Genomic DNA, 24,081 nt, shown 5'->3' with positions numbered 1-24,081 from the left:
AACGCCGGATGTCGTTGCCGCGAGGGGGAGGCTGATCTAGCGTTGAACTATTCGATCCGGAGGGGGGAACGAGCATGACCGGAGACGTGGCTCCCGGCGAGCCGTTCAGTGCAGATCTCCTCTTCACCGACGGTCTTCCCGCGATGGACGACGAGGTCGGCTACCGCGGCGCTGCCGCGGCGAAGGCCGCGGGCATCACCTATCGCCAGCTCGACTACTGGGCACGCACCGAGCTCGTCGAGCCGACGGTCCGAGGCGCCAGCGGCTCGGGCTCGCAGCGGCTGTACGGCTTCCGCGACATCCTCGTGCTGAAGCTCGTCAAACGCCTGCTCGACACCGGCATCTCGCTGCAGCAGATCCGCACGGCCGTCGACCAGCTTCGCGCCGCCGGCATTCGCGACCTCGCAGGCACGACGCTCATGAGCGACGGGGCATCCGTCTATCTCTGCACGTCGAACGACGAAGTCATCGATCTCGTCAGCCGCGGTCAGGGCGTCTTCGGCATCGCGGTCGGCAAGGTGCTGCGCGAGGTCGAGTCGGAGCTCCTCGAGTTCGAGGTCGAGAAGCCCGATCCGATGGACGAGCTCGCGGTGCGCCGCGCCGCCCGCTCCGCCTGAGACCCGCCCACGATCAGGGCTCTTTCCGCGGCACACTCGCCGGAGTACGATCGGCGCCGGCCGTGTCATCGGCCGTTCGCCGAGTGAGCGGAGAGACCATGTTCCGCAGAGCCGTCATCGCAGCCGCGGCGATCGCCGCACTGGCCGTCGCCGGAGCCGCTTCGCCGGCGGCAGCGGGCGGACCTCCGTACGTCGACAACTGGGTCGACGAGGGCGGCGGTGTTGCGCAAGAGGACTTCGCACCGTGGTGCGTGGACGTCGTCGACTTCGAAGTGCGGTATTCGTTCCACGACGAGGGACGCTTCCAGTTGATGGAGCGGCGCGGCGAGCTCTACGGGCAGAGCACCCATCACGGGGAGTGGACCTGGTGGAACCCCGTGAACGGCGAGTCGCTCGTGGTGAAGGTCAACGGCTTCGACCGCGACCAGAACGTGACGACGAACGAAGACGGCACGGTCAGCCTCATTGCGAAGAGCACCTCGAACTTCGTCGCGCACACAGCGCACGGCGCCGAGTTCATCGGCGCCGGCGCGTTGTGGCTCCAGCTCACGATCGATCTCGGGCCGTCGGAGAGCCCGGATGACGACGTGGTGACGTCGGTCGAATTCCTGAAGGGCGTGGGACCGGAGGGACAGTCGTTCTGCGAGATCGTCGCCGACGTGCTGGGCTGACCCGGGTCAGCGCGCCGCGGCGACGGCCTCGTTCAATCGTGCTCTCGTCGCGGTGAGCGCCCGCTCGAGGTCGGCGATGAGATCGGCCGGGTTCTCGAGACCGATCGAGAGCCGCACGAGCGCCTGCGACGGCTTCGCGTCGGCGGTGACGGGCCGGTGGGTGAGTGCCGCGGGGTGTTGGATGAGCGAGTCGACACTGCCGAGCGACACCGCGTGCGTGAACAGCTGAACCGATGAGGTCAGCGCGGCGGCGGCGTCGAAGCCACCGGCGAGCTCGATCGCGATCATGGCACCGGGACCGCTCTGCTGGGTGCCGATGAGGCCGCGGGGGTCGCTGTCGGCGAATCCGGGGAAGTGGACGCGTGCGACCTGCGGCCGGGTCGTGAGCCACTCGGCGACGACGCGGGCACCGTCCTGCTGCGCGCGCATGCGGACGGGCAGCGTCGCCAGCCCGCGGTGCAGCAGGTACGCCGCCAGCGGGTGCATGATCGCGCCGGTGATGGCGCGCGTGCGGCGCAGGGCCGCGGCCAGTCGCGCGTCGCACGCGACGACGCCGCCCACGACATCGCCGTGACCGCCGAGGTACTTCGTCGCGCTGTGCAGCGACAGCGACGCGCCGAGGTCGAGTGGGTGCTGCAGCACCGGTGTTGCGAACGTGTTGTCGACGAGCACAGGCACCTCGTCCGCGGCGGCGGCCACGCGGCGGATGTCGACGAGCTCGAGCGTCGGGTTCGCCGGCGTCTCGAGGACCACCAGCGCGGTGTCGTCGCGCAGCGCCGCGGCGACGTCCTCGGGGGAGCAGAACGTGGTCTCGACTCCGAGCAGGCCCGAGGCGAGCAGGTGGTCGGTGCCGCCGTAGAGCGGACGCACGGCCACGACGTGCTGCTTCTTGGACTCGTGCGTCAGGGCCAGCAGCACGGCGGTGACCGCGGCCATGCCGGACGAGAACGCCACCGCCTCCTCAGCGTGCTCGAGACGCGCGAGAGCCTCCTCGAACCGTGCGACCGTGGGGTTCCACAGCCGCGCATAGACGTTCGAGCCGCCCTCGAAGGGGTGGCCGCCGGTCGCGAGGACCTCGTACGACATGCCGCCGAGCTCGATGCCGGGCAGCGGATTCGTCGACGAGAGGTCGAGGGGGAGAGCGTGCACGCCCAAGCTCGCGAGATCGTCGCGGCCGGCGTGCACGGCAAGGCTGTCAGGGTGCAGCGTCATCGATGCCATGGCGATATGTTCAGCGAAATCGCTGTGAATGGCAAGTCGAGCTCAATCGCACGTGCACTTCTCGTGCAATGTGTTCACGCGGTGAGCAGACTGGTCACCTCAGGGATGCTGCGGGCCGCAGCATCCGCAGCATCCGCCGCGGTTCGAAGCTCCTGCGCGCGTCAGATCACGAGCGGGAGTCCTCGGGGACCGGGATGCGACCGGTGCGCATGATGCGGTCGAGCAGCGAGTCGAAGTCGGCGGCGAGCTCCTGGGCGGAGTCGCCGGGCCAGATGTGCAGCGGCTTCGCGGCGCCCTGCGCCTGCTGCAGCGACGTGCGCTCGGGCAGCTGCGGCGAGAGCACGAGCGGGCCGAACATGTCGCGCAGCTCCTTGATGCGGAACTGGTGCTCGATCGACTGCGGGCGCACGCGGTTGACGACGATGCCCAGCGGCTGGAGGCGGGGGGAGAGGCCGCGGCGGATCTCTTCGATCGCGCGCAGCGCCCGGTCGGCGGCGGCCACGGAGAACAGGCCGGGCTCTGTCACGACGATGACGCGGTCGGAGGCCGCCCATGCGGTGCGCGTCAGGGCGTTGAGCGACGGTGCGCAGTCGATGAGGACGAGGTCGTAGTCGGCCTCGATCGTGGCGAGCGCCTCTTCGAGCTTCCAGACGTCGCGGACGCTCGGGTGAGGACCGTCGAAGTTGATGGCCGACGGGCTGCCGATCATGACGTCGATCGTGCCCGGGTGCACCTTCGCCCAGCCGCTGGAGGTGATGGCCTGGCGGACCGTCTTCTCCTTCGGGTTGGCGAGGACATCGGCGACATTCAGGCGGCCGGCCACCTGGATGTCCATGCCCGTCGAGACGTCGGACTGCGGGTCGAGGTCGACGACGAGCGTGCGGACACCGCGGGCGAAAGCCGCCGACGCGAGTCCGAGAGTCACGGTCGTCTTGCCGACGCCACCCTTGAGCGAGCTGACGGATAGGACGTGCACAAGCCACAACGTTACCGTCCCCTAGGCTGAGAGCACACTCAGGCCCGCCCGCACCGTCGCCCCGGAGGTCGTATGTTTACGAAGATTCTCGTTGCCAACCGTGGTGAGATCGCCATCCGAGCCTTCCGCGCCGCGTACGAGCTCGGGGCGCGCACCGTCGCGGTGTTCCCGTTCGAGGACCGCGGCTCGCTGCACCGGCAGAAGGCCGACGAGTCGTACGAGATCGGCGAGAAGGGCCACCCGGTCCGCGCCTACCTGGATGTCGACGAGATCATCCGCGTCGCCCAGGCCGCCGGCGCCGACGCCATCTACCCGGGCTACGGCTTCCTGTCGGAGAATCCCGAGCTCGCCGAGAAGGCCGCTGCCAACGGCATCGCCTTCATCGGCCCGCCGGCGAAGGTGCTCGAGATGGCCGGCAACAAGGTCACGGCGAAGCAGCACGCGATCGCGGCCGGTGTGCCGGTGCTGCGCTCCACCGACGCGTCCGACGACGTCGATGCGCTCCTCGCCCAGGCGGACGACATCGGCTTCCCCATCTTCGTGAAGGCGGTCGCCGGCGGCGGCGGACGAGGGATGCGGCGGGTCGAGCGCAAGGAGGAGCTCGCGCCCGCGCTGAGCGAGGCCATGCGGGAGGCGGGCAGCGCCTTCGGCGACGCCCGCGTCTTCCTCGAGCAGGCGGTGCAGCGTCCGCGTCACGTCGAGGTGCAGATCCTCGCCGACAAGACCGGCGAGACCGTGCACCTGTTCGAGCGCGACTGCTCGGTGCAGCGCCGCCACCAGAAGGTGATCGAGATCGCCCCGGCGCCGAACCTCGACCCGGCCATCCGCGACGCGCTCCACGGCTACGCCGTCGCGTTCGCCCGCTCGATCGGGTACGAGAATGCCGGCACCGTCGAGTTCCTGCTCGAGACCGCCGGTCCCCGCACCGGCGAGGTCGTCTTCATCGAGATGAACCCCCGCATCCAGGTCGAGCACACCGTGACCGAGGAAGTGACCGACGTCGACCTCGTGCAGTCGCAGATGCGCATCGCCGCGGGGCAGACGATCGCCGACCTCGGCCTCACGCAGGACCGCATCCAGCTCCGCGGCGCGGCGCTGCAGTGCCGCATCACGACGGAGGACCCGTCGCAGGGCTTCCGTCCTGACACCGGGCGCATCACGACGTACCGCTCGCCCGGCGGCGCCGGCATCCGCCTCGACGGCGGGACGACCGCTGCGGGCTCGCAGATCAGCCCGCACTTCGACTCGATGCTCTCGAAGCTCACGTGCCGCGGCCGCGACTTCCCGGCGGCCGTCGCGCGCGCCCGCCGCGCCCTGGCGGAGTTCCGCATCCGCGGCGTCGCCACCAACATCCCGTTCCTCCGCGCCGTGCTCGACGATCCCGCGTTCGTCGCGGGCGACGTGAGCACCTCGTTCATCGACGAGCGGCCGCAGCTGCTGAGGAGCAACCCGTCCCGGGACCGCGCGACGAAGCTCCTCAACTGGCTCGGCGACGTCACCGTCAACCGCCCGTACGGCGAGAAGCCGCTGTCGGTGTCGCCGGGCAGCAAGCTCCCCGCCATCGACCTTGCGACGCCGCCGCCCACCGGAACGCTCGACCGCCTGCGCGAGCTCGGCCCCGAAGGGTTCGCCCGGGCACTCCGTACTCAGAGCGGCCTCGCGGTCACCGAGACGACGTTCCGCGACGCGCACCAGTCGCTGCTCGCCACGCGCGTGCGCACGCGCGACCTCGTCCGCGTCGGCCCGCACGTGGCGCGCATGACCCCGCAGCTGCTGTCGGTCGAGGCGTGGGGCGGAGCGACCTACGACGTCGCGCTGCGCTTCCTCGCCGAGGACCCGTGGGAGCGCCTCGAGGCACTGCGCGAGGCGATGCCGAACATCCCGATCCAGATGCTCCTGCGCGGCCGCAACACCGTGGGCTACACGCCGCGCCCCGTCGAGGTGACGGACGCCTTCGTGCGCGAGGCCGCCGCGACGGGCGTCGACATCTTCCGCATCTTCGACGCGCTGAACGACGTGTCGCAGATGCGTCCCGCCATCGACGCGGTGCGCTCCACCGGCACCGCGATCGCCGAGGTCGCGCTCTGCTACACCTCCGACCTGCTCGACCCGTCCGAGAAGCTCTACACGCTCGACTACTACCTGCGTCTTGCAGAGCAGATCGTCGAGTCCGGCGCCCACATCCTCGCGATCAAGGACATGGCAGGTCTCGTGCGTCCCGCCGCAGCTGCGAAGCTCGTCGCGGCGCTGCGCGAGAACTTCGACCTTCCGGTGCACCTGCACACCCACGACACCGCGGGCGGCCAGCTCGCGACGCTGCTCGCGGCGAGTGCCGCAGGAGTGGACGCGGTGGATGCTGCGGCCGCACCCATGTCGGGAACCACGAGCCAGCCGTCGCTCTCGGCGCTGGTCGCGGCACTCGCGCACACCGACCGCGACACGGGCCTCAGCCTGCAGGCGGTCAGCGACCTCGAGCCGTACTGGGAGGCCGTGCGCCACCTGTACCGTCCGTTCGAGTCGGGCCTCGCCTCGCCGACGGGCCGCGTCTACCACCACGAGATCCCCGGCGGGCAGCTGTCGAACCTGCGCCAGCAGGCGATCGCCCTCGGCCTCGCCGACGATTTCGAGCTCATCGAGGACATGTACGCGGCCGCCGACCGCATCCTCGGGCGGATCCCGAAGGTGACGCCGTCGTCGAAGGTCGTGGGCGACCTCGCCCTGGCGCTGGTCGCGGTCCGCGCGGACCCTGCCGACTTCGAGGCCAACCCGCAGAACTACGACATCCCCGACTCCGTCGTCGGGTTCATGGCGGGCGAGCTCGGCGACCTGCCGGGCGGGTGGCCGGAGCCGTTCCGCACGAAGGTGCTCGAGGGCCGCACGGTCTCGATCGACATCCCGCCGCTCACCGCCGAGGAGAATGAGGGGCTCGGCGGCGACGCCGCGACGCGGCGGCGCACGCTCAACCGCCTGCTCTTCCCTGGACCCGCGCGCGAGTTCGAGAAGAACCGCGAGACCTACGGCGACCTGGCGACGCTCGGCACGCCCGACTACCTCTACGGGCTCAAGCCGGGGGAGGAGCACGTCGCCGAGATCGACCCGGGCGTGCAGCTGTACGTCGGCCTCGAGGCGATCGGAGAGGCCGACGACAAGGGCATCCGCACCGTCATGACGACGCTGAACGGCCAGCTGCGCCCGGTGTTCGTGCGCGACCGCAGCATCAAGGTCGAGGCGCGCCAGGCCGAGAGGGCCGACACCTCGAAGCCGGGGCAGGTCGCGGCGCCCTTCTCGGGCGTCGTCACCCTCAAGGCAGCGGTCGGCGACACCGTCGTCGCCGGTCAGCCGGTGGCGTCCATCGAGGCCATGAAGATGGAGGCGGCCATCACCGCACCCGTCGACGGCGTCATCGAACGGCTGGCGATCTCCGAGACCGCGCAAGTCGACGCCGGCGACCTTTTGGTCGTCATCCGTCCGGCGCAGTAGCCTGGAGGGCGGCATCCCGCCCGAAACGCCGCTTTTCAGGAGAACTCCGCAGTGACGCCCGATCGCACCGAACACACGCCCGACGAGCCCGAGAACGGCGTGCTGTCCGACACCGGAAGCCTCGACACGACCGGTCTCGGCATCTTGGGTGGTGCGACGGCGCAGGTGAACGTCGAACTGCCGTCCGAATCCGACGACGACCGCGACGACGACGGCGTGATCGACGACGAGGTGCCGTTCGTGATCGAGATCCCGGCCGACGCCGACCTGCCGGTCATCGAGGCGGCGCCCGTGGAGGAGTACTCCACCGAGACGACCGAGGCCGAGATCGTCGAGAACCCGGCCGACCTCGAGGAGTGGACCGTCGAGGGCGAGGGCTTCGCGCCGGCGCCGCCGGCGGAGGACATCGCCGACGCCGAGATCGTCGACCTGGTCGAGGCCGAGGCCGAGGTCGGGATCGACGAGGGAACCCTCGAGCCCGAGCCCGTGGCCGAGGAGCCGGCGGACGCGGTCGAGGAGCCCGAGCCGGCAGCCGACGAGCCCGTCGCGGCCGAGCCCGAGGTCGTCGTCGAAGAGCCCGTCGCTGCGCTCCCGGCCGCCGAGTCCGCACCCGAGGAGCCCCTCGGCGAAGACTTCGCGATCGCCGATTTCGACGCCGTCGAATTCGAGGACGCCGACTTCGACGGGGAGTTCGATCCCGCCGAGTTCGACATCGAGCTCGCCGACGACGGTGTCGAGGCCGCCCTGGCGGAGAACGCCGCCACGGGAGACGATGTCATCAGGGCCGACGACACCGTGGAGGAGCCCATGAGCGCCAAGACCCCGGCCGACGACGAGAAAGCCGCCGCAGCCGCGGCGCCGACCGCTCCGAAGCCGGCCCCCGCCCGCCCGGCGGTCCCCGCCGCCGCGGCGGCCGCGCAGACCGCACCCGCGCCCGCCACGCGCCGCGAGGCCAATCACACCGGCGCTCAGCCGGTCGCGGAGCGGACGGCCGTCGAGCGTGCCGGGTTCCCGCGCGCCGACGTCGCCCTGACCTCGAAGCGCCTCGGCGAGTTCGAGGCCGACCGCGAGACCGCAGACCTGCTCACCGCCGATCGCCTGCTCGACCCGCACCAGGTGGTGCGCCCGGAGCCCGAAGGCGCCTGGCAGCACTTCGTGTACTCGATCTCCGGCAAGCGCATCAACCTCGGCGACAGCAAGCGCGCCAAGGCCCGCAAGGAACTCGACCGCCGCATCGCAGCTCCGCTCACCGGCGGCGCACGGTTCGTCCCGGTGCTGTCGCGCAAGGGCGGCGTCGGAAAGACGACCGTCACGACGCTCCTCGGTCAGGCGCTGGCCGACGCGCGCGACGACCGCGTGATCGCCGTCGACGCGAACCCCGACCGCGGGACCCTCGCCGAGCGCATCTCGCGGGACAGCGGCAAGACCGTGCGCGACCTCGTGCGCATCAGCCCCGAGGTCGTCGGCTTCAACGACCTGTCAGGCATCGTCGCTCGCGACGAGACGCGCCTCGACGTGGTCGCCTCCGACACGGACCCGCGCGTCTCGGAGGCGTTCAACGACGCCGATTACCGCGATGTCGCGGCCCTCGCCGCCCACTACTACTCGGTCGTCCTCACCGACACCGGCACCGGTATCGTGCACTCCGTCATGGGCGCCACGCTCGACCTCGCCGACCAGATCGTGATCGTGGCCGGCCTCAGCGTCGATGAGGCGCGCCTCGCCTCCGAGACACTGACGTGGCTCGAGACGAACGGCTACGCCGACAAGGTGCGCAGCGCCGTAGTGGTCCTGAACAACGCACGGCCGGGGCATCCGCTCGTGCAGCTCGACGAATTGGAATCGCACTTCCGCACCCGCGTTCGTGCCGTCGTGCGGGTGCCGTACGACGCGCACATCGCGGCCGGCAGCGCCATCGTGTTCCGAGAGCTGCACCCCGCGACCCGAGAGGCCGCCCGCCAGCTCGCCGCGACCGTGGTCGAGGGCCTGCGCTCCCTCGCGCCGGCTGCCTGAGGCCTCCGATGGCAGTTCGTCCCATCCGTGTGTTCGGCGACCCCGTCCTGAAGTCCGTCAGCGCTCCGATCGGCGAGATCGACGACGGCGTGCGCGCCCTCGTGCGCGACCTCGTCGACACGGTCGAGCTGCCCGGCCGCGCCGGCGTGGCCGCGCCGCAGATCGGCGTCGGCCTGCGCGCGTTCAGCTACAACATCGACGGCGACATCGGCTACGTGCTGAACCCCGTGCTGGTCGAGGTGTCGGGCGAGCCCGAGGCGATCGGCGAAGGCTGCCTCTCGGTGCCGGGCCTGTGGCACGACACCGTCCGGTACCCGTGGGCGAAGGTGGTCGGCATCGACCTCGACGGCAACGACATCGTGCTCGAGGGCGAAGGGCTCCTGGCCCAGGCGCTGCAGCACGAGACCGACCACCTCGACGGAACGCTGTACCTCGATCGCCTCACGCCGGATCGCCGCCGCACCGCCATGCGCGAGATCCGCGAGTCCGACTGGTTCTGACCCGCGCCTCCGACCACGAAGCCCCGGACCCTGAACGGGCCCGGGGCTTGCGGCATCCGTCGTCCGCTACGAGAGCGAGACGTTCGTCGTGTTGACGGGCACGGAGTAGATCTCTTCGATGTCGCCGGCGAAGTCCTCGAGGATCACGTTGCGCTTGATGCTCATCTTCGGCGTGAGGTGACCGCTGCCCTCCGTCCACTCGGTGGGGAGGATGGTGAACTTGCGGATCGACTCGGCGCGCGACACGTTCTTGTTCGCGATGTCGATCGCCCGCTGCACCTCGGCGCGCACCGCGTCGTTCTTCGCGGCGTCGGTCAGCGACATGTCGGCCGGCAGGCTGTTGTTCGACAGCCACGCCGGCAGCATCTCGGGGTCGAGGGTGACCAGGGCTGCGATGAACGGCTTCTGGTCGCCCACGACGACCACCTGACCGACGATCGGATTGGCGCGGATCGGGTCCTCGAGGGCGGCCGGCGCGACGTTCTTGCCGCCGGCGGTCACGATGATCTCCTTCTTGCGGCCGGTGATCGTGAGGAAGCCCTCGTCGTCGAACGCGCCGATGTCGCCCGTCTTGAACCAGTCGCCGTCGAACGTGGCGGCGGTCGCCTCGGGATTGCGCCAGTACTCCTTGAACACGTTGATGCCGCGCACCTGGACCTCGCCGTCCTCGGCGAGCCGGATGCCGACACCCGGGATCACCGGGCCCACAGTGCCGATCTTGGACTTGCGCGCCTGGTTGACGGTTGCGGGCGCGGTCGTCTCGGTGAGGCCGTAGCCTTCGAGGATCGTCACCCCGAGGCTGTGGAAGAAGTGACCGAGCCGGGGTCCGAGCGGCGCCGAGCCCGACACGGCGTAGGCGACGCGTCCGCCCATCGCGGTGCGCAGCTTCGAGTACACCAGGCGGTCGAACAGCGCGAACTTGATCTTCGTGCCGAACGGGATCTTCTTGCCCTCCTGCAGCAGGCGGGAGTGCTCGATCGCCGTGTGCGCCGCGGCCCGGAAGATCTTGCCCTTGCCGCCCGCCTCGGCCTTCTGCTCGGCCGAGTTGTAGACCTTCTCGAACACGCGCGGCACGGCCAGGAGGAACGTGGGCTTGAACGACCCGAGGGCGGGCAGCAGCTGCTTGGTGTCGGGCTGGTGACCGGTCTTCACGCCCGCCTGGATGTTGAGGATCGAGATGAAGCGCGCGAAGACGTGGGCGGTGGTGATGAACAGCAGGGTCGAGGCGCCGGGGGTCTCGAAGACCTCCTGGTTGGAGCGCGACGCGTTGCGCGTCAGCTCGACGAAGTTGCTGTGCGTCAGCACGCAGCCCTTGGGGCGTCCGGTCGAGCCGGAGGTGTAGATGAGGGTCGCGATGTCGGCGCCGTTCGCGATGTTGCGACGGCGCTCGATCTCGTCGTCCGAGACGCTCGCGCCCTCGGCGGTGAGCTTGTCGAGGTCGCCGCCGTGCATCTCCCATGCGGAGCGGATCAGCGGAAGCTCGGAACGGGCCTCGGCGAGGCGCGCGCTGTGGTCGGCCAGCTCGGTGATGACCGCGACGGCGCCCGAGTCGGTGAGGTTCCAGGCGATCTGCGCGCTCGAGCTGGTCTCGTAGATCGGGACCATGATCGCGCCGGCATAGAACAGCGCGAAGTCGACGAGCGTCCACTGGTAGGTGGTGCGTGCGATGAAGCCGACCTTGTCGCCGGGCTCGATGCCACCCGCGACGAAGCCCTTGGCCAGGGCGATGACCTGCTTCTGGAAATCGGCGGCGGTGATGTCGCGCCATCCTTCTCCCTCGGGCACCGCGAACAGCGCGAGGTTCGGCGTCGCTTTGACGCGCTCGACCAGGAGGTCGGTGATGTTGGCCTGCGGATCGGCGGGGACGATCGCGGGGACTTCGAATTGGACCACGGCAGCTCCTTCGGTACCGGACGACTGAATCTCGGGTGGATCTCATCCGAGTCTAATCAGGTGTCACTTCCGACTTGGCGTGGGTTGTGGACAGCGCCGCCTGGATAGACTTCAAGGCGCTGTCGCGCGTGCGGCGGCCGGAGAGGGAGATCGTGCTCAAGGTCGGCATCGACATCGGCGGAACGAAGATCGCGGGCGGGGTCGTCGACGCCGACGGCGCCATCGTCGAGCAGCTCCGTGTCGACACCCCCACCGACACCGTCGCGCTCGCCCAGGCGGTCGTCGACATGGCACGCTACTTCCGCGCGGGGCACGACGTCGCCGCCGTGGGTGTCGCCGCCGCCGGATTCATCGACCGAGACCGCGCCACCGTCATCCACGCGCCCAACATCGCGTGGCACAACGAACCGCTGAAGGCGACGCTCGAAGAGGGCATCGGCCTGCCGGTCACGATCGAGAACGACGCGAACGCGGCCGGGTGGGCCGAGTTCCGCTTCGGCGCCGGGCGCGGCGTCGACCACATGGTCATGCTCACCATGGGCACCGGCGTCGGGGGCGCGATCGTGCTCGACGGCGAGCTCTTCCGCGGCGGGCACGGCGTCGCCGCCGAGCTGGGGCACATCCGCTTCATCCGCGACGGCATCCTCTGCGGCTGCGGCCAGCGCGGCTGCCTCGAGCAGTACGCCTCCGGTCGCGCGCTGCAGCGCGAGGCCAACGACATCGCCGACGCCGGCGGCATCGGCGACGCGCTGGCCGCTCACCGCGCCGAGCACGGCAAGATCAGCGGCCCGGCCGTGTCGCGGCTGGTGCTCGCCGGAGACCCGGGCGCGGCCGAGGCCCTGCGGCGCGTGGCGACCGCGCTCGGTGAGGCGTGCGGCGGCTTCCAGGCGGTGCTCGACCCCCAGCTCTTCGTCATCGGCGGCGGTGTCGCCCAGCTCGGCGACGCCCTCCTCGAGCCGATGCGCGTGGCCTACGAGAAGTCGCTTCCCGGCTACGGCGACCGTCCGATCGCGAGCTTCAAGATCGCGAGACTCGTCAACGACGCGGGGCTCATCGGCGCCGCCGACTTGGCGGGGACAGAGGCGTAGCCCCATGTTCTACTGGCTGATGAAATACGTGGTCATCGGGCCGATCGTGAAGGCGATCTGGCGCCCGTGGATCGTCGGCCGCCGCAACGTCCCCGCCGAAGGCGCCGCGATCCTCGCGAGCAACCACCTGTCATTCGTCGACTCGATCTTCCTGCCCCTCATGCTCGACCGCCCGGTGGCGTTCCTCGCGAAGAGCGACTACTTCACCGGCAAGGGCCTCAAGGGCTGGGCCACCCGGATGTTCTTCAAGGGCACCGGTCAGCTTCCCATCGACCGGTCCGGCGGCAAGGCGTCCGAGGCATCCCTCAACACGGGCCTGCAGGTGCTGGGGCGCGGCGATCTGCTGGGCATCTACCCCGAGGGGACGCGCAGCCCCGACGGCAAGCTGTACCGCGGCCGCACGGGGATCGCCCGCATGGCGCTGGAGGCGCACGTGCCCGTCGTGCCGGTGGTCATGGTCGACACCGACACGATGATGCCGATCGGAACCACGATCCCGCGGATCGTGCGGGTCGGCATCGTGGTGGGCGAGCCCCTCGACTTCTCGCGCTTCGAGGGCATGGAGGGCGACCGCTACATCCTCCGCTCGATCACCGACGAGATCATGGTCGCGCTGCAGCGACTGGGGGAGCAGGAGTACGAGGACGTCTACGCGTCCACGGTCAAGGACCGGCTCAAGGCGAAGCCCCGCTGAACGCCGGGTGGGCGGTCGTCACGCGGCGCCGGCGCCCCGCGTGCCACGGCTAGAATCGTGGGATGCTCCAGCACCTCGACGCACTCGACCACTGGCGGACCCTGCCCATCAAGCAGCAGCCGCAGTGGTATGACGAGGACGCGGTGGCGGCAGCATCCGCTGAGCTGGCGACTCTGCCCCCGCTCGTCTTCGCCGGCGAGGTCGACAACCTCCGCGACCGCCTCGCGCGGGCCGCCTCCGGCAACGCGTTCCTCCTCCAGGGCGGCGACTGCGCCGAGACGTTCGCCGGCGCCACCGCCGAGCAGATCCGCAACCGCATCAAGACGGTGCTGCAGATGGCCGTCGTGCTCACCTACGGCGCCTCGATGCCCGTCGTGAAGATGGGCCGCATGGCGGGCCAGTTCGCCAAGCCCCGCTCCAGCGACACCGAGACGCGAGGCGACGTCACGCTGCCGGCCTACCGCGGCGACATCGTCAACGGCTACGACTTCACCGAGGCGTCGCGCAAGGCGGACCCGAACCGGCTGCTCAAGGGCTACCACACGGCCGCGTCGACCATCAACCTCATCCGCGCGTTCACGCAGGGCGGCTTCGCCGACCTCCGCGAGGTGCACTCCTGGAACAAGGGCTTCGCGCAGAACCCCGCGAACCAGCAGTACGAGCGCCTCGCGACCGAGATCGACCGCGCCATCAAGTTCATGGAGGCCGCCGGCGCCGACTTCGACGAGCTGAAGCGCGTCGAGTTCTACACCGGCCACGAGGGCCTGCTCATGGACTACGAGCGGCCCATGACGCGCATCGACTCGCGCACGAACACGCCGTACAACACGTCGGCGCACTTCCTGTGGATCGGCGAGCGCACGCGCGAGCTCGACGGCGCGCATGTCGACTACTTCTCGAAGATCCGCAACCCCATCGGCGTGAAGCTCGGCCCGACCACGTCGCCCGACACGGCGCTCGCGCTGATCGACAAGCTTGACCCGAACCGCGAGCCCGGCCGCCTCACCTTCATCACACGCATGGGTGCCGGCAAGATCCGCGACGCGCTGCCGCCGCTGCTCGAAGCCGTGAAGGACTCGGGTGCGACCCCGCTGTGGGTCACCGACCCGATGCACGGCAACGGCATCACCACGCCAACCGGCTACAAGACGCGTCGCTTCGACGACGTCGTCGACGAGGTGCGCGGCTTCTTCGAGGCGCACCGCTCGGTCGGCACGTTCCCCGGAGGCATCCACGTCGAGCTCACCGGCGACGACGTCACCGAGTGCCTGGGCGGGTCCGAGCAGATCGACGAGGCCACCCTCGCCACGCGCTACGAGTCGCTGTGCGACCCGCGCCTGAACCACATGCAGTCGCTCGAGCTCGCCTTCCTCGTCGCCGAGGAGCTCGAGAAGCGCTGACCTTGCGCGCCTGACACGCAGAAGATCCCGGATGCCGCGGCCCGCAGCATCCGGGATCTTCTTGTTCTGCTAGAGAGTGGCGCCGATCGTCAGCTCGATCGGCGTTCCCTTCCGGCGCATCTCGCCGGACTCGGGACTCTGCTCCTCGACCTGGGTGAACAGATCGGGGAAGGCATCCCAGCGCGGGTTGTAGGTGATCGTGAAGCCGGCGTTCGCCGCGGCATCCCGAGCCTGGGCGAGGGTCATGCCCTCGAGGTCGGGCACCTCGAACAGCTCGGGACCCGTCGAGACGACGAGCGTCACGGTGTCGCCGGGGGCGAGCCAGCTGCCGTCCTCCTTGCCGATGAGGCGGATCACGCGGCCCTCATCCACCGAATCGCTCGGCTCGTACGAGCTCGGGTCGGCGACGACGAGGTTCAGGCCCTCGAGCGTGCTCCGGGCCTTGCCCTCGCTCTCGCCGGAGACGTCGGGGATCGGGCCGAGTGACACCTGAAGTCGCGCGGTGTCGCCCTGGTGCACGGAGCAGCCGTCGATGCAGGCGACGTCCTGCGAGCCGTCCTCCGCGGCGCCGACGGGACGCACGAACACGCCGATCACGGTGCCGGCCGCGGCATCGGTGAAGAATGTGGCGCTCTCGTCGGGGACGTTGACGAACTGGGCGCCGAGCGCGGAGCGCGCGTCGGCCTCCGGCATCCCGCTGAACGAGGGGAAGTCGGCTGCCGCCGGACCGAGCGAGACGAACACGTTCACCTCGGCGCCCTGGTCGACGCGCGTGCCGCCGTCGGGATCACTGCGGATGACAAGACCGGCTGCGACCTCGAGGCTGTTCTCGCCCTGCTGCACGGCGACGAGCGAATCCTGCTGCAGGCGTGCCGACGCCTCCTCGAACGTCATGCCCGTGACGTCGGCGACGGGGACCATCGACCCGGGACCCGAGCCGAACCACCAGCCGAGTCCGCCTGCGAGCGCCGCGAGCACGAGAACGAGCACGACGAGCCACGCACCGCGGGAGCGCCGCCGCTGCGTGGCGCGGCGGAGCCGGCCGGCGTTGTCGACCTCGGCCATCGTCGCGACGGGTCCGGTCGCCGTGCTGGGCAGCACAGCGGTGAGCTCGCCGGTCGCCGTGACCTCGTCGCGGACGATGCCGATGGGGCCGGTGCGGGCGACGACGGGGGAGATGCCGAGTTCGCGCTCGATGTCGCGCAGTCGCTGCAGCATCTCGCGTGCGTCGACCGGCCGCTCGTCGGGCGACTTCTCGGTCGCCCACAGCACCAGCTCGTCCAGCGGCTCGGGAACACCCGGATTCTTCACGCTCGGCCGAGGCACCGAGTCGGTCGCATGCTGGAACGCGATCTGCATCGGCTGCTCGCCCTTGTAGGGCTGCTCACCGGTGAGCATCTCGTACAGCATGATGCCGATGGCGTAGATGTCGCTGCGCGCATCGGCGGTGCCGCGCGTGACGAGCTCGGGCGCAAGGTACGCGATCGTGCCGAGCAGCTGGGCGCCCGACGCGGTGTTCGCGGTCGTGGCCCGCGCGAGGCCGAAGTCGCCGATCTTGATGCGGCCGTCTTCGGCCAGCAGCACGTTCTCGGGCTTGACGTCGCGGTGCACGATGCCGGCCCGGTGCGCCGCGGCGAGGCCCGACAGCACGGCGTCGAGGATCGACACCGCCTGCGGCACCGTGAGCCGGCGCTGCTCCCGCAGGAGTTCACGCAGCGTGATGCCCGGCAGGTACTCCATGACCAGGTACGCCATGTCGCCGTCCTGGCCCTGATCGAACACGTTGACCACGTTCGGATCGGCGAGGCGGGCGGCCGCACGGGCCTCCTGGATGAACCTGCTCTGGAAGACGGTGTCGTCGCTCAGGTGCGAGTGCATGACCTTGAGTGCGACCCGCCGCTCGAGGCGCAGATCGGTCGCGACGTACACGGTGGCCATGCCGCCGCGGGCGATGCGAGCACGCACCCGGTATCGGCCGTCGACGAGACGGCCGATCAGCGGGTCCGTCTGCTGACTCGTGCTCACCCTGAGAGTCTACGGATCCGCGCCTGCGAGCCGGCGGAGCGGCTCACCCCGCGAGACCGCATTGTGACGTCAGCCGAGCGCCGCGAGCCACGAGTGGGCGGATGCCTCCCACTTCGCGTACGCGTCGGGGTAGGCGGAGATCTGCACGGCCTGCGCCGCCTGGGCGAAGGTCAGGCTCTCCCAGCCGCGGATGTCGAGCAGTCCGCGCGTCCGCGAGCCGTTAGGGTCGCCGGCGCCGCCGAAGAACGCGCGGGTCGCGCGCGCGGCGTCCTGCACCTCCGCGGGAGTGCCCCATCCGTAGCTCGGGCGCTGCTGGAAGAGACCGAGCGAGTCTCGATCGCCCCACGTGACGTTCCGCAGCGACGACTCCTGCATCGCCGTGCCGAGCGCGATGGCGATGCCGCGATCCGGCACCCCGAGCTCGCGCCCGATGCGCACGATGAGCTGGGCGTTGCCGACCTGTTCGGCGGTCAGCCCCGGGACCGACGGCGCGGACCCCGGGATCTTTATGGTCTGCCCGGGGTAGATGATCGACGACCACCCGAGGCCGTTGGCCGAGAGCACGGCGTTCGTCGTGACGCCGTATCGCTTCGCGATCGCGCTGATCGTGTCGCCTGCGGCGATCGTGTGCGTGCCAGCTGCCGACGCGTTGGGCGCGGGCGCCGGAGCCGGTGCGGGTGCGGGAGCGGGTGCGGGAACGGATGCCGCGGGGCCGGCCGCGCCCGCGATCTTGAGGGTCTGGCCGGGGTAGATGATCGACGACCAGCCCAGACCGTTGGCCGAGAGCACCGCGTTCGTCGTCGTGCCGTGGCGCCTGGCGATCGCGCTCACCGTGTCGCCGCGCTGGACCGTGTAGGTGCCGGAAGAAGTCGTCGGAGCCGGCGCGGCGGGAGCCGGGGTCGCCGCTGCGCTGAGCTTGAGGACCTGCCCCGGGTAGATGGTCGAGGACCAGCGGAGCCCGTTGAGCGCCAGCACGTCGTTGGTGCGCAGCCCGTACCGCGCCGCGATGCGGCTCACGGTGTCGCCGCGCTGCACGGTGTAGCTCGCGGGGGCCTGCTGGGCGGTGACACGCGCCGCGGCGACGACGCGGGCGTGCGGCACGTCGGCGGCAGGCACCACGGGCGCCGCGGCGCGGATGCGCGGCTCGGCCGGCCGGGCGGCAGCATCCGTCGTCGCATGCGCGGGGACCGCCGACAGCGACAGGGCGATCGACCCTGCCACCGCCACCGGCACACCCGTGATGAGTGCCCGTGACGAAGCGGCGCCGCGATCCGCGCGATGGGTGGTGCTCTTTACCTGTCGCACGAGTTTCCCCCCTCAGTCGACTCCGAGAACCGTGTCACGGATGTTTATTGGTGTCAACAGGTGTTATCAGGTGATGCTCTTGTGACTGGTGTGGCCAGAGTGCGGTGGACGCGAGCCGGATCCGATCTGAGATAGTTGCTTTCGTGACCTCTGACGCCGCTCCGCGCTTCGAGACCGACTGGCTCACCCTGCCCGACCTCGTGGAGGTGCTCGGCGAACCGCTCGGTCGTGTTCGTCGCCTCCTGGACGAGTACTACCTCGTCGGGTCCAAGCGCGACGGCGTGCTCAAGGTGCCGTCCGTCTTCGTGGTCGACGGGCATCCGCTGTCGTCCCTGCGGGGCACCGTGTTCGTGCTGCACGACGCCGGCTTCTCGGACGACGAGGCGATCGACTGGCTGCTGACCCCCGAAGACACGATCGGGGTCGCGCCCATCGAGGCGCTCCTGGCCGGCCGCAAGAGCGAGGTGCGCCGGGTCGCCCGCACCCTGGCCTGATCGCCGGTGCCGTTCGACCCTGCGCTGCGCGACGCGGCGACGGTCAGGTCGAGCGGACGGTCGCGGCCCGCGCGAGATCGCGCAGCTGGCCGACGGCGGCGTTTCCCAGACGCGCGCCCGACAGAGCGCGGTCTGCTTCGCGCGCGTAGTCGGCGATGAGCCTCTCGACGCGGTCGAGTGCGCCCGTATCCACGATCGTCCGCTGGAGTGACGCCACTTGGTCGGCGTCGAGATCGGGATCCCCGACGAGTTCGTCGACGAGGCGACGCGCGGGGGGCGCGAGCGCCTCGCGCGCGTACGCGATGAGAACGGTGCGCTTGCCCTCGCGCAGATCATCGCCGGACGGCTTGCCCGTGGCGGCTTCGTCGCCGAAGACGCCCAGCACGTCGTCACGCAGCTGGAACGCCATGCCGAGCGGGTGGCCGAACGCGGCCAGCGCCGCCGCCTGTGCGGCATCGGCTCCTGCGAGCGCCGCGCCGATCGCGAGCGGCTGCTGCACGCTGTAGCGCGCGGATTTGAAGGACGCCACGCGCAGCGCCCGCTCCGCATGCCGGTCGTCGGGCTCGCTCGCGAACGCCGACTCCTCGGCGACGTCGAGGAACTGGCCGAGCGTGACCTCGCGCCGCATCAGGGCGAACCGGCTGCGGGCCGCGGCGGCGCGGTCGGGCGACGTCTCGGCGAGACCCTCTTCGAGGAGGTCGTCACTCCACGCCACCAGGAGGTCGCCCAGGAGGATCGCCGCCGAGCGGCCGAACGCGTCGGCGTCGCCCAGCCATCCGGCACCGCGGTGGCCGGCTTCGAGTGCGCGATGGGCCGAAGGGCGGCCCCGGCGCGTGTCGGAGTTGTCGATGAGGTCGTCGTGCACGAGGGCGGCGGCGTGGAACACCTCGAGGGCGGCGGCGGCGGCGATCACGGGACCGGGGGCGTCGCCTGCGGGCGCCACGGCCTCCTCCACTGCCCTCCACCCCGAGATGCAGAACCGCCCGCGCAGGCGCTTTCCGCCCGTCACGGCGTCGGCCGCAGCCGACACGAATCGGGCTGCTTCGGCGCCGGCCTCGGCCACGCTCTCGCGTTGACCCGAGATGAACATGTCCACTCGCTGGGAAATGGCTTCGATCGGCTCAACGGGGGCGGACACGGGCCTAGCCTAGTGAGGAACGGCACGCGTACAATCGAGCCACCGAAGTACAGAGGGGGAAGCATGCCACTCTCCGAACAGGAGCAGCGCCTGCTGGACGAGATGGAACGCCATCTCATGCGCAACGACGCGGATGTCGTGAGCGCGCCCCGCGACGGACGCACTCTGAGCTATCGCAACATCGTCTACGGCACGATCCTCGTGCTGCTCGGGCTCGGCGGTCTCATCGTCGGGGTCTCACAGCAGCTGATCGTCGTCGGCGTCATCGGCTTCGTCGTGATGCTGGGTGGGGTCCTCCTCGCCGTCACGCCGGGCCGAGGTCCCGGCAGGATGCGCGTCGAACCCGACCGGCCCGCCAAACCGCAGAGCAGCTCTTCGTTCATGGATCGCATGAACGATCGCTGGGACAAGCGGCAGGGGGAGCGCTGAGCGTCCTCACCGCCTGAACCAGCACGAGAAGCACCGACCTCCGGGTCGGTGCTTTTTTGTTGCCCGCGCGCCCCCATACCGCCTCTGACGAGGGGCGCCGGGGAGCGTCGGATCACGAATCGGTAGCGAAGTGGAGGAGAGTGGAGTAAAGTGGCGCACAACCCGGGGGGCCGGACGAAGGGGGTGTGATGTACCGATGCTTTTGGGCACGCACACACCCAAGCTCGATGACAAAGGGCGCGTCATCCTCCCGGCGAAGTTCCGCGACGACCTTGGTGGGGGTGTCGTCGTGACGCGCGGACAGGACCGCTGCCTGTACGTGTTCAGCGAGAAGGAGTTCGAGCGGGTGCACGACCGCATCCGCGAGGCGCCGCTCGCGAACAAGCAGGCGCGCGACTTCCTGCGCATGTTCCTCTCGGGCGCGAGCGCCGAGAAGCCCGACAGCCAGAACCGCATCACGATCCCCCCTCCGCTGCGCGCATACGCCGGCCTGGAGCGCGACCTCGTCGTCACCGGCGTGGGCGCTCATGCCGAGATCTGGGACGCCACGGCGTGGAACACCTACGCCGAGGCCAACGAAGAGAGCTACGCCGAGCTGGAGCAGGAGGTGATTCCGGGCCTGTTCTGAGCCCTCGGCCGTGACTCCCAGCTGCTCGTGCCCTGACGCCACTTCCCCGGTGCCAGGTCGGAGCGGATGGGGATCAGGGCTTGGGGACCAGGACCGGAGACGATCATGAACCTGCGCGACATCCACACTCCCGTCATGCTCGAGCGCTGCATCGAGCTGCTCGCGCCGGCCCTCGAGCGGGACGGCGCCGTCTTCGTCGACGCCACCCTCGGCATGGGCGGGCACTCCGAGGCGTTCCTCCAGCGCTTTCCCACGCTGAACCTCGTCGGTCTCGACCGCGACACCGACGCCCTGCGCATCGCGGGGGAGCGCCTCGCGCCGTTCGGCGATCGTGTGCACCTCGTGCACACCGTCTACGACGGGATCGCGGAGGCGGTCACCTCGAGCGGATTCGCCGCGGCGGACGGCATCCTGTTCGATCTCGGGGTCTCGTCGCTGCAGCTCGACGTCGCGGACCGCGGCTTCGCGTACGCGCAGGACGCACCGCTCGACATGCGGATGGACCAGTCGGCGGGCACCACGGCCGCCGACATCCTCGCGACGTACGGCGAGGGCGACCTGCGGCGCATCTTCGAGCGCTACGGCGAGGAGAAGCTCGCGGGACGCTACGCCCGTGCGATCATCGCCGCCCGCGCCGAGGCGCCGATCGAGCGCTCCGGCCGGCTCGTCGAGATCCTGCAGACGGCGACGCCCGCGGCGGCCCAGCGCACCGGCCACCCCGCGAAGCGCGTATTCCAGGCGCTGCGGATCGAGGTCAACCGCGAACTGTCGGTTCTCGATCGGGCGGTGCCGTCGGCGCTCGGCATCCTTCCGGTCGGCGGCCGCATCGTCGTGCTCTCGTACCAGTCGCTCGAAGACCGGCTGGTGAAGCGCGCCCTCGCGGACGCCTCGGCATCGACCGCGCCGAAGGGGCTGCCGGTCGAGCTGCCCGAGCACGCCCCCAAGTTCCGACTGCTCGTCAAAGGAGCCGAGCTCGCCACCGATGAGGAGCGCGCGGTCAACCCGCGCGCGACGCCGGTGCGCCTCCGAGCGGCCGAGCGAGTGAGGGCAGACGAATGAGCACCATCGCGAACGCCGCGACCCGGCTGACGGGCGCCGCGGCTCCGGACAGATCGGATGCTGCGCGCCGCCGTCTGCGCGTCGTCGACGCGCCCGCGCGCCGGCGCCGGCCGAAGCTCTTCTACGGCGTCGTGGCGGTCATGGGGGCGTTCCTCATCGCCGCGGCGCAGATGTCGCTGTCGATCATGACGACGCAGGGCACGTACGAGATCGCCGCCCTGACGAAGCAGCAGCGCGACCTCACCTACGAGAAGCAGATCCTGTACGACGACGTCGCGGGACTCAGCTCGCCGCAGTACCTCGCCGCGAACGCGGCCGCGCTCGGCATGGTCATCAACGAGGCGCCCAGCTACCTGCGCCTGAGCGACGGTGCGATCCTCGGTCCGTCCGAGGTGGCGATGGGCACGTCGTCGGTCGACGCGATCGGCCGCGGGTCGGTGCCCAATGCGCTCATCACCGACACACCGCTGGTCACCGTGCCCGACGCGACCATCGATGGACGGCCCGTCGAGGTCGCGGAGACGCACGACGGAGTCGGCAACACTCCGCCGCCGCTCACCGACGGACTGCCCACCCCCAGCACACACTGAATCGACGACACCGAGCCGAGAACCGATCGAGACGCCCCACTGCCCGAGGCGCAGAGCACGAGACGCAGATGACGACACGAAGCACGAGAAGTCCCCGCCGCCGAACCGTCGTGGCCCTCGCGGTCGTCCTCGCGGTGCTGGCGGGGTTCATCGTCCGCCTCGTCGACATCCAGGTCGTGAACGCCGATGACCACATCAAGGACTCGCTCGACGTCGCCTTCGCCGGCGGGCAGACGCTCTACGGCACCCGCGGCGCGATCGTCGACGCCAACGGGGAGACGCTGGCGGGCAGCATCCTCCGCTACGACTGCCAGCTGTCGCCGAAGCTGATCACCGAGATCGACGCCGAGGTGCTCGAGGGCAAGTCCGAAAGACCCCTGTGGGCGGATGTGTCGAACGACGTCGCCGAGATCACCGGACAGACGCCGGAGGAGGTGCGGGCGATCGTCGGCACGGCTCTCGCGGATGACCCGGACTCGCAGTACGCCGTGCTCAAGAAGGGCGTGTCCACCGAGCAGTTCCGAGCACTCGCAGACCTCAAGACGCCGTACATCGCCTGCGTCTCCCACCCCGCGCGGACCTACCCGGACGGAGCCGTGGCCGGCAACCTCATCGGCTTCGTCGGTTCGGACGGAACCCCGCTCGAAAGCCTCGAGGCGTCGCAGAACGACTGCCTCGCCGCGTCGAACGGCGAGCGGACGTACGAGCAGGGCAAGGACGGCGTCGTCATCCCGGGTACCGAGAAGGAGACGCCCGCGACGGACGGCGGCACCCTGCAGCTGACCGTCGACCGCGATCTGCAGTGGTACATGCAGCAGCTCATCGCCGAGCAGACCCAGACCATGGCCGCGCAGCGCGGGGCGATCCTCGTGTACGAGGTCAAGACCGGCAAGGTGCGCGCGGCAGCCGAATTCCCGACGGTCGACCCCAACGACTACGCCGCCGCCGAGGTCGAGGATCGCACCAGCAGCATCTTCACCGACTGGTTCGAGCCCGGCTCGACGTTCAAGGGCCTCACCGCCGCCACGGTGATCGATGCCGGCGGGCAGACGCCGGACTCCACGGTCGTCGCGTCGGGACTCGAGAACTTCGACGGCGGCGCGCGCGTGCGCGACTCGTTCCAGCACCCGGCCTTCACCTACACGCTCACGGGTGTGCTCATCGACTCGTCGAACGCCGGCATCTCGAAGTTCAGCCAGAAGGTCGACAAGCAGACACGGTACGACTACTTCCAGCGGTTCGGTATCGGCCAGGGCACGAACTCGGGCTATCCGGCGGAGCAGACGGGCCTGGTCTACCCGGCCGACCAGTGGGGCGCCCAGACGACCCTCAACACCTCGTTCGGCCAGGGCGTCACCACGACCATGCCCGAGCTCGCCCGCGCCTACGGCGCCATCGTCAACGGCGGCGTGAAGATGCCGCTGCAGATCATCGAGTCGTGCACCGAGGCCGACGGCACGGTCGTGACCCCGGAGCTCGACGAGCCGGAGCGGGTGATCAGCGAGACCACGTCGGCGCAGATGCGCGAGATGCTCGAGAACGTGTTCCTGCAGGCGCCCTACGCCAAGACGGTCGCGATCCCGGGCTACCGCCTCGGCGGCAAGACGGGCACGGGTGAGAAGGTCGACACCGTCAACGGCGGCTACAAGGCCGGTGTCTACTACACGACGATGGTCGGCTTCGCCCCCGCAGACGACCCCGAGTACGTGGTCGTCGTCACCCTCGACGAGCCGACGAAGGTAACATCGTCTGCGGCCAACGCGACCGCGTTCCAGAAGGCCATGACCCAGGTTCTGAAGACCTACCGCGTCATGCCCTCGACGACGTCGCCGGAGCTGCTGCCCAAGTTCGGGTAGTGTC

General features: G+C 70.2%; 20 protein-coding genes. 14 read left to right on the top strand and 6 right to left on the bottom strand.

From position 1 onward, the window contains the following. The first annotated feature begins 74 nt into the window (after positions 1-74). Both ACFQ7C_RS15880 and ACFQ7C_RS15875 read left to right on the top strand, forming a co-directional pair. Positions 75-617, top strand: coding sequence for a MerR family transcriptional regulator (locus ACFQ7C_RS15880; protein ID WP_378903229.1), 543 nt, complete (start codon positions 75-77; stop codon positions 615-617). 98 nt (positions 618-715) lie between these two features. After that, positions 716-1,288, top strand: a complete 573-nt coding sequence (locus ACFQ7C_RS15875) for a hypothetical protein (RefSeq protein ID WP_378903226.1) — start codon at positions 716-718, stop codon at positions 1,286-1,288. A 6-nt stretch (positions 1,289-1,294) separates the two neighbouring features. On the opposite strand, the gene ACFQ7C_RS15870 is transcribed toward ACFQ7C_RS15875, so the two are convergent. Beyond that, a complete protein-coding gene (locus tag ACFQ7C_RS15870) occupies positions 1,295-2,509 on the bottom strand; it encodes a trans-sulfuration enzyme family protein (RefSeq protein WP_378903223.1) in 1,215 nt (404 codons plus the stop codon). A gap of 166 nt (positions 2,510-2,675) precedes the next feature. Further along, a complete protein-coding gene (locus tag ACFQ7C_RS15865) occupies positions 2,676-3,485 on the bottom strand; it encodes a ParA family protein (protein WP_310290271.1) in 810 nt (269 codons plus the stop codon). A gap of 72 nt (positions 3,486-3,557) precedes the next feature. Between ACFQ7C_RS15865 and ACFQ7C_RS15860 the strand changes: the two genes are divergently transcribed. The 3 genes from ACFQ7C_RS15860 to def are packed head-to-tail and all read left to right on the top strand — an operon-like array spanning position 3,558 to position 9,478. Continuing rightward, positions 3,558-6,965, top strand: coding sequence for a pyruvate carboxylase (locus ACFQ7C_RS15860; protein ID WP_378903219.1), 3,408 nt, complete (start codon positions 3,558-3,560; stop codon positions 6,963-6,965). A gap of 51 nt (positions 6,966-7,016) precedes the next feature. Beyond that, positions 7,017-8,978 carry an AAA family ATPase gene (locus ACFQ7C_RS15855; protein WP_378903216.1) on the top strand — a complete coding sequence of 654 codons (1,962 nt, stop codon included), beginning with the start codon at positions 7,017-7,019 and terminating at the stop codon, positions 8,976-8,978. Between the two features lie 8 nt (positions 8,979-8,986). Then, the gene (gene def / locus ACFQ7C_RS15850) at positions 8,987-9,478 is read left to right on the top strand and encodes a peptide deformylase (RefSeq protein WP_378903213.1); all 492 of its coding nucleotides are present in this window, start codon (positions 8,987-8,989) and stop codon (positions 9,476-9,478) included. Between the two features lie 66 nt (positions 9,479-9,544). Here def and ACFQ7C_RS15845 read toward each other — a convergent pair whose 3' ends face one another. Next, positions 9,545-11,371: an AMP-dependent synthetase/ligase gene (locus tag ACFQ7C_RS15845; RefSeq protein WP_378903210.1), complete on the bottom strand. Its 1,827-nt coding sequence runs from the start codon at positions 11,369-11,371 to the stop codon at positions 9,545-9,547. A 152-nt stretch (positions 11,372-11,523) separates the two neighbouring features. On the opposite strand from ACFQ7C_RS15845, the gene ACFQ7C_RS15840 reads away from it, so the two are divergent. From ACFQ7C_RS15840 to ACFQ7C_RS15830, 3 genes are all read left to right on the top strand, one after another. Further along, a complete protein-coding gene (locus ACFQ7C_RS15840; protein ID WP_378903267.1) occupies positions 11,524-12,459 on the top strand; it encodes an ROK family glucokinase in 936 nt (311 codons plus the stop codon). A gap of 4 nt (positions 12,460-12,463) precedes the next feature. Next, entirely contained in the window at positions 12,464-13,153 is a 690-nt protein-coding gene (locus ACFQ7C_RS15835) for a lysophospholipid acyltransferase family protein (RefSeq protein WP_378903207.1), read from the top strand. A gap of 62 nt (positions 13,154-13,215) precedes the next feature. After that, entirely contained in the window at positions 13,216-14,553 is a 1,338-nt protein-coding gene (locus tag ACFQ7C_RS15830; RefSeq protein WP_378903204.1) for a class II 3-deoxy-7-phosphoheptulonate synthase, read from the top strand. 69 nt (positions 14,554-14,622) lie between these two features. On the opposite strand, the gene pknB is transcribed toward ACFQ7C_RS15830, so the two are convergent. After that, a complete protein-coding gene (pknB, locus tag ACFQ7C_RS15825; protein ID WP_378903201.1) occupies positions 14,623-16,578 on the bottom strand; it encodes a Stk1 family PASTA domain-containing Ser/Thr kinase in 1,956 nt (651 codons plus the stop codon). Between the two features lie 69 nt (positions 16,579-16,647). Then, entirely contained in the window at positions 16,648-17,883 is a 1,236-nt protein-coding gene (locus ACFQ7C_RS15820; RefSeq protein ID WP_378903193.1) for a LysM peptidoglycan-binding domain-containing protein, read from the bottom strand. Between the two features lie 143 nt (positions 17,884-18,026). Between ACFQ7C_RS15820 and ACFQ7C_RS15815 the strand changes: the two genes are divergently transcribed. Continuing rightward, on the top strand, positions 18,027-18,377 hold the full coding sequence (locus tag ACFQ7C_RS15815) for an Rv2175c family DNA-binding protein (protein ID WP_378903190.1): 351 nt from the start codon (positions 18,027-18,029) through the stop codon (positions 18,375-18,377). A gap of 43 nt (positions 18,378-18,420) precedes the next feature. Here the strand turns inward: ACFQ7C_RS15815 and ACFQ7C_RS15810 are convergent, their stop codons facing one another. After that, positions 18,421-19,515 (bottom strand): polyprenyl synthetase family protein, encoded by a 1,095-nt coding sequence (locus ACFQ7C_RS15810; protein WP_378903187.1) that lies wholly within the window; start codon positions 19,513-19,515, stop codon positions 18,421-18,423. Positions 19,516-19,578: 63 nt separating this feature from the next. Between ACFQ7C_RS15810 and ACFQ7C_RS15805 the strand changes: the two genes are divergently transcribed. From ACFQ7C_RS15805 to ACFQ7C_RS15785, 5 genes are all read left to right on the top strand, one after another. Beyond that, positions 19,579-19,944: a DUF3040 domain-containing protein gene (locus ACFQ7C_RS15805; RefSeq protein ID WP_378903184.1), complete on the top strand. Its 366-nt coding sequence runs from the start codon at positions 19,579-19,581 to the stop codon at positions 19,942-19,944. A 196-nt stretch (positions 19,945-20,140) separates the two neighbouring features. Next, on the top strand, positions 20,141-20,572 hold the full coding sequence (gene mraZ, locus ACFQ7C_RS15800; protein ID WP_056367092.1) for a division/cell wall cluster transcriptional repressor MraZ: 432 nt from the start codon (positions 20,141-20,143) through the stop codon (positions 20,570-20,572). A 105-nt stretch (positions 20,573-20,677) separates the two neighbouring features. Beyond that, entirely contained in the window at positions 20,678-21,631 is a 954-nt protein-coding gene (gene rsmH / locus ACFQ7C_RS15795) for a 16S rRNA (cytosine(1402)-N(4))-methyltransferase RsmH (protein ID WP_378903181.1), read from the top strand. Next, a complete protein-coding gene (locus ACFQ7C_RS15790) occupies positions 21,628-22,221 on the top strand; it encodes a hypothetical protein (RefSeq protein ID WP_378903178.1) in 594 nt (197 codons plus the stop codon). The genes rsmH and ACFQ7C_RS15790 overlap by 4 nt, the downstream gene beginning before the upstream one ends. A 68-nt stretch (positions 22,222-22,289) precedes the next feature. Beyond that, positions 22,290-24,077 (top strand): peptidoglycan D,D-transpeptidase FtsI family protein, encoded by a 1,788-nt coding sequence (locus ACFQ7C_RS15785; protein ID WP_378903175.1) that lies wholly within the window; start codon positions 22,290-22,292, stop codon positions 24,075-24,077. Positions 24,078-24,081: the final 4 nt, after the last annotated feature.

The organism is Microbacterium sp. NPDC056569 (assembly GCF_042793475.1).
Taxonomy (GTDB): domain Bacteria; phylum Actinomycetota; class Actinomycetes; order Actinomycetales; family Microbacteriaceae; genus Microbacterium.
Note: the sequence above shows the minus strand (reverse complement) of the source record. Positions and strands in the feature narration are given on the sequence as shown.

Excerpts from the sequence above, each read along its gene's own strand:
- rsmH (WP_378903181.1), top strand. The coding sequence starts at position 20,678 with ATGAACCTGCGCGACATCCACACTCCCGTCATGCTCGAGCGCTGCATC.
- ACFQ7C_RS15860 (WP_378903219.1), top strand. The coding sequence starts at position 3,558 with ATGTTTACGAAGATTCTCGTTGCCAACCGTGGTGAGATCGCCATCCGA.
- ACFQ7C_RS15805 (WP_378903184.1), top strand. The coding sequence starts at position 19,579 with ATGCCACTCTCCGAACAGGAGCAGCGCCTGCTGGACGAGATGGAACGC.
- ACFQ7C_RS15880 (WP_378903229.1), top strand. The coding sequence starts at position 75 with ATGACCGGAGACGTGGCTCCCGGCGAGCCGTTCAGTGCAGATCTCCTC.
- ACFQ7C_RS15790 (WP_378903178.1), top strand. The coding sequence starts at position 21,628 with ATGAGCACCATCGCGAACGCCGCGACCCGGCTGACGGGCGCCGCGGCT.
- ACFQ7C_RS15835 (WP_378903207.1), top strand. The coding sequence starts at position 12,464 with ATGTTCTACTGGCTGATGAAATACGTGGTCATCGGGCCGATCGTGAAG.
- mraZ (WP_056367092.1), top strand. The coding sequence starts at position 20,141 with ATGCTTTTGGGCACGCACACACCCAAGCTCGATGACAAAGGGCGCGTC.
- ACFQ7C_RS15875 (WP_378903226.1), top strand. The coding sequence starts at position 716 with ATGTTCCGCAGAGCCGTCATCGCAGCCGCGGCGATCGCCGCACTGGCC.
- ACFQ7C_RS15785 (WP_378903175.1), top strand. The coding sequence starts at position 22,290 with ATGACGACACGAAGCACGAGAAGTCCCCGCCGCCGAACCGTCGTGGCC.
- ACFQ7C_RS15830 (WP_378903204.1), top strand. The coding sequence starts at position 13,216 with ATGCTCCAGCACCTCGACGCACTCGACCACTGGCGGACCCTGCCCATC.
- def (WP_378903213.1), top strand. The coding sequence starts at position 8,987 with ATGGCAGTTCGTCCCATCCGTGTGTTCGGCGACCCCGTCCTGAAGTCC.
- ACFQ7C_RS15870 (WP_378903223.1), bottom strand. The coding sequence starts at position 2,509 with ATGGCATCGATGACGCTGCACCCTGACAGCCTTGCCGTGCACGCCGGC.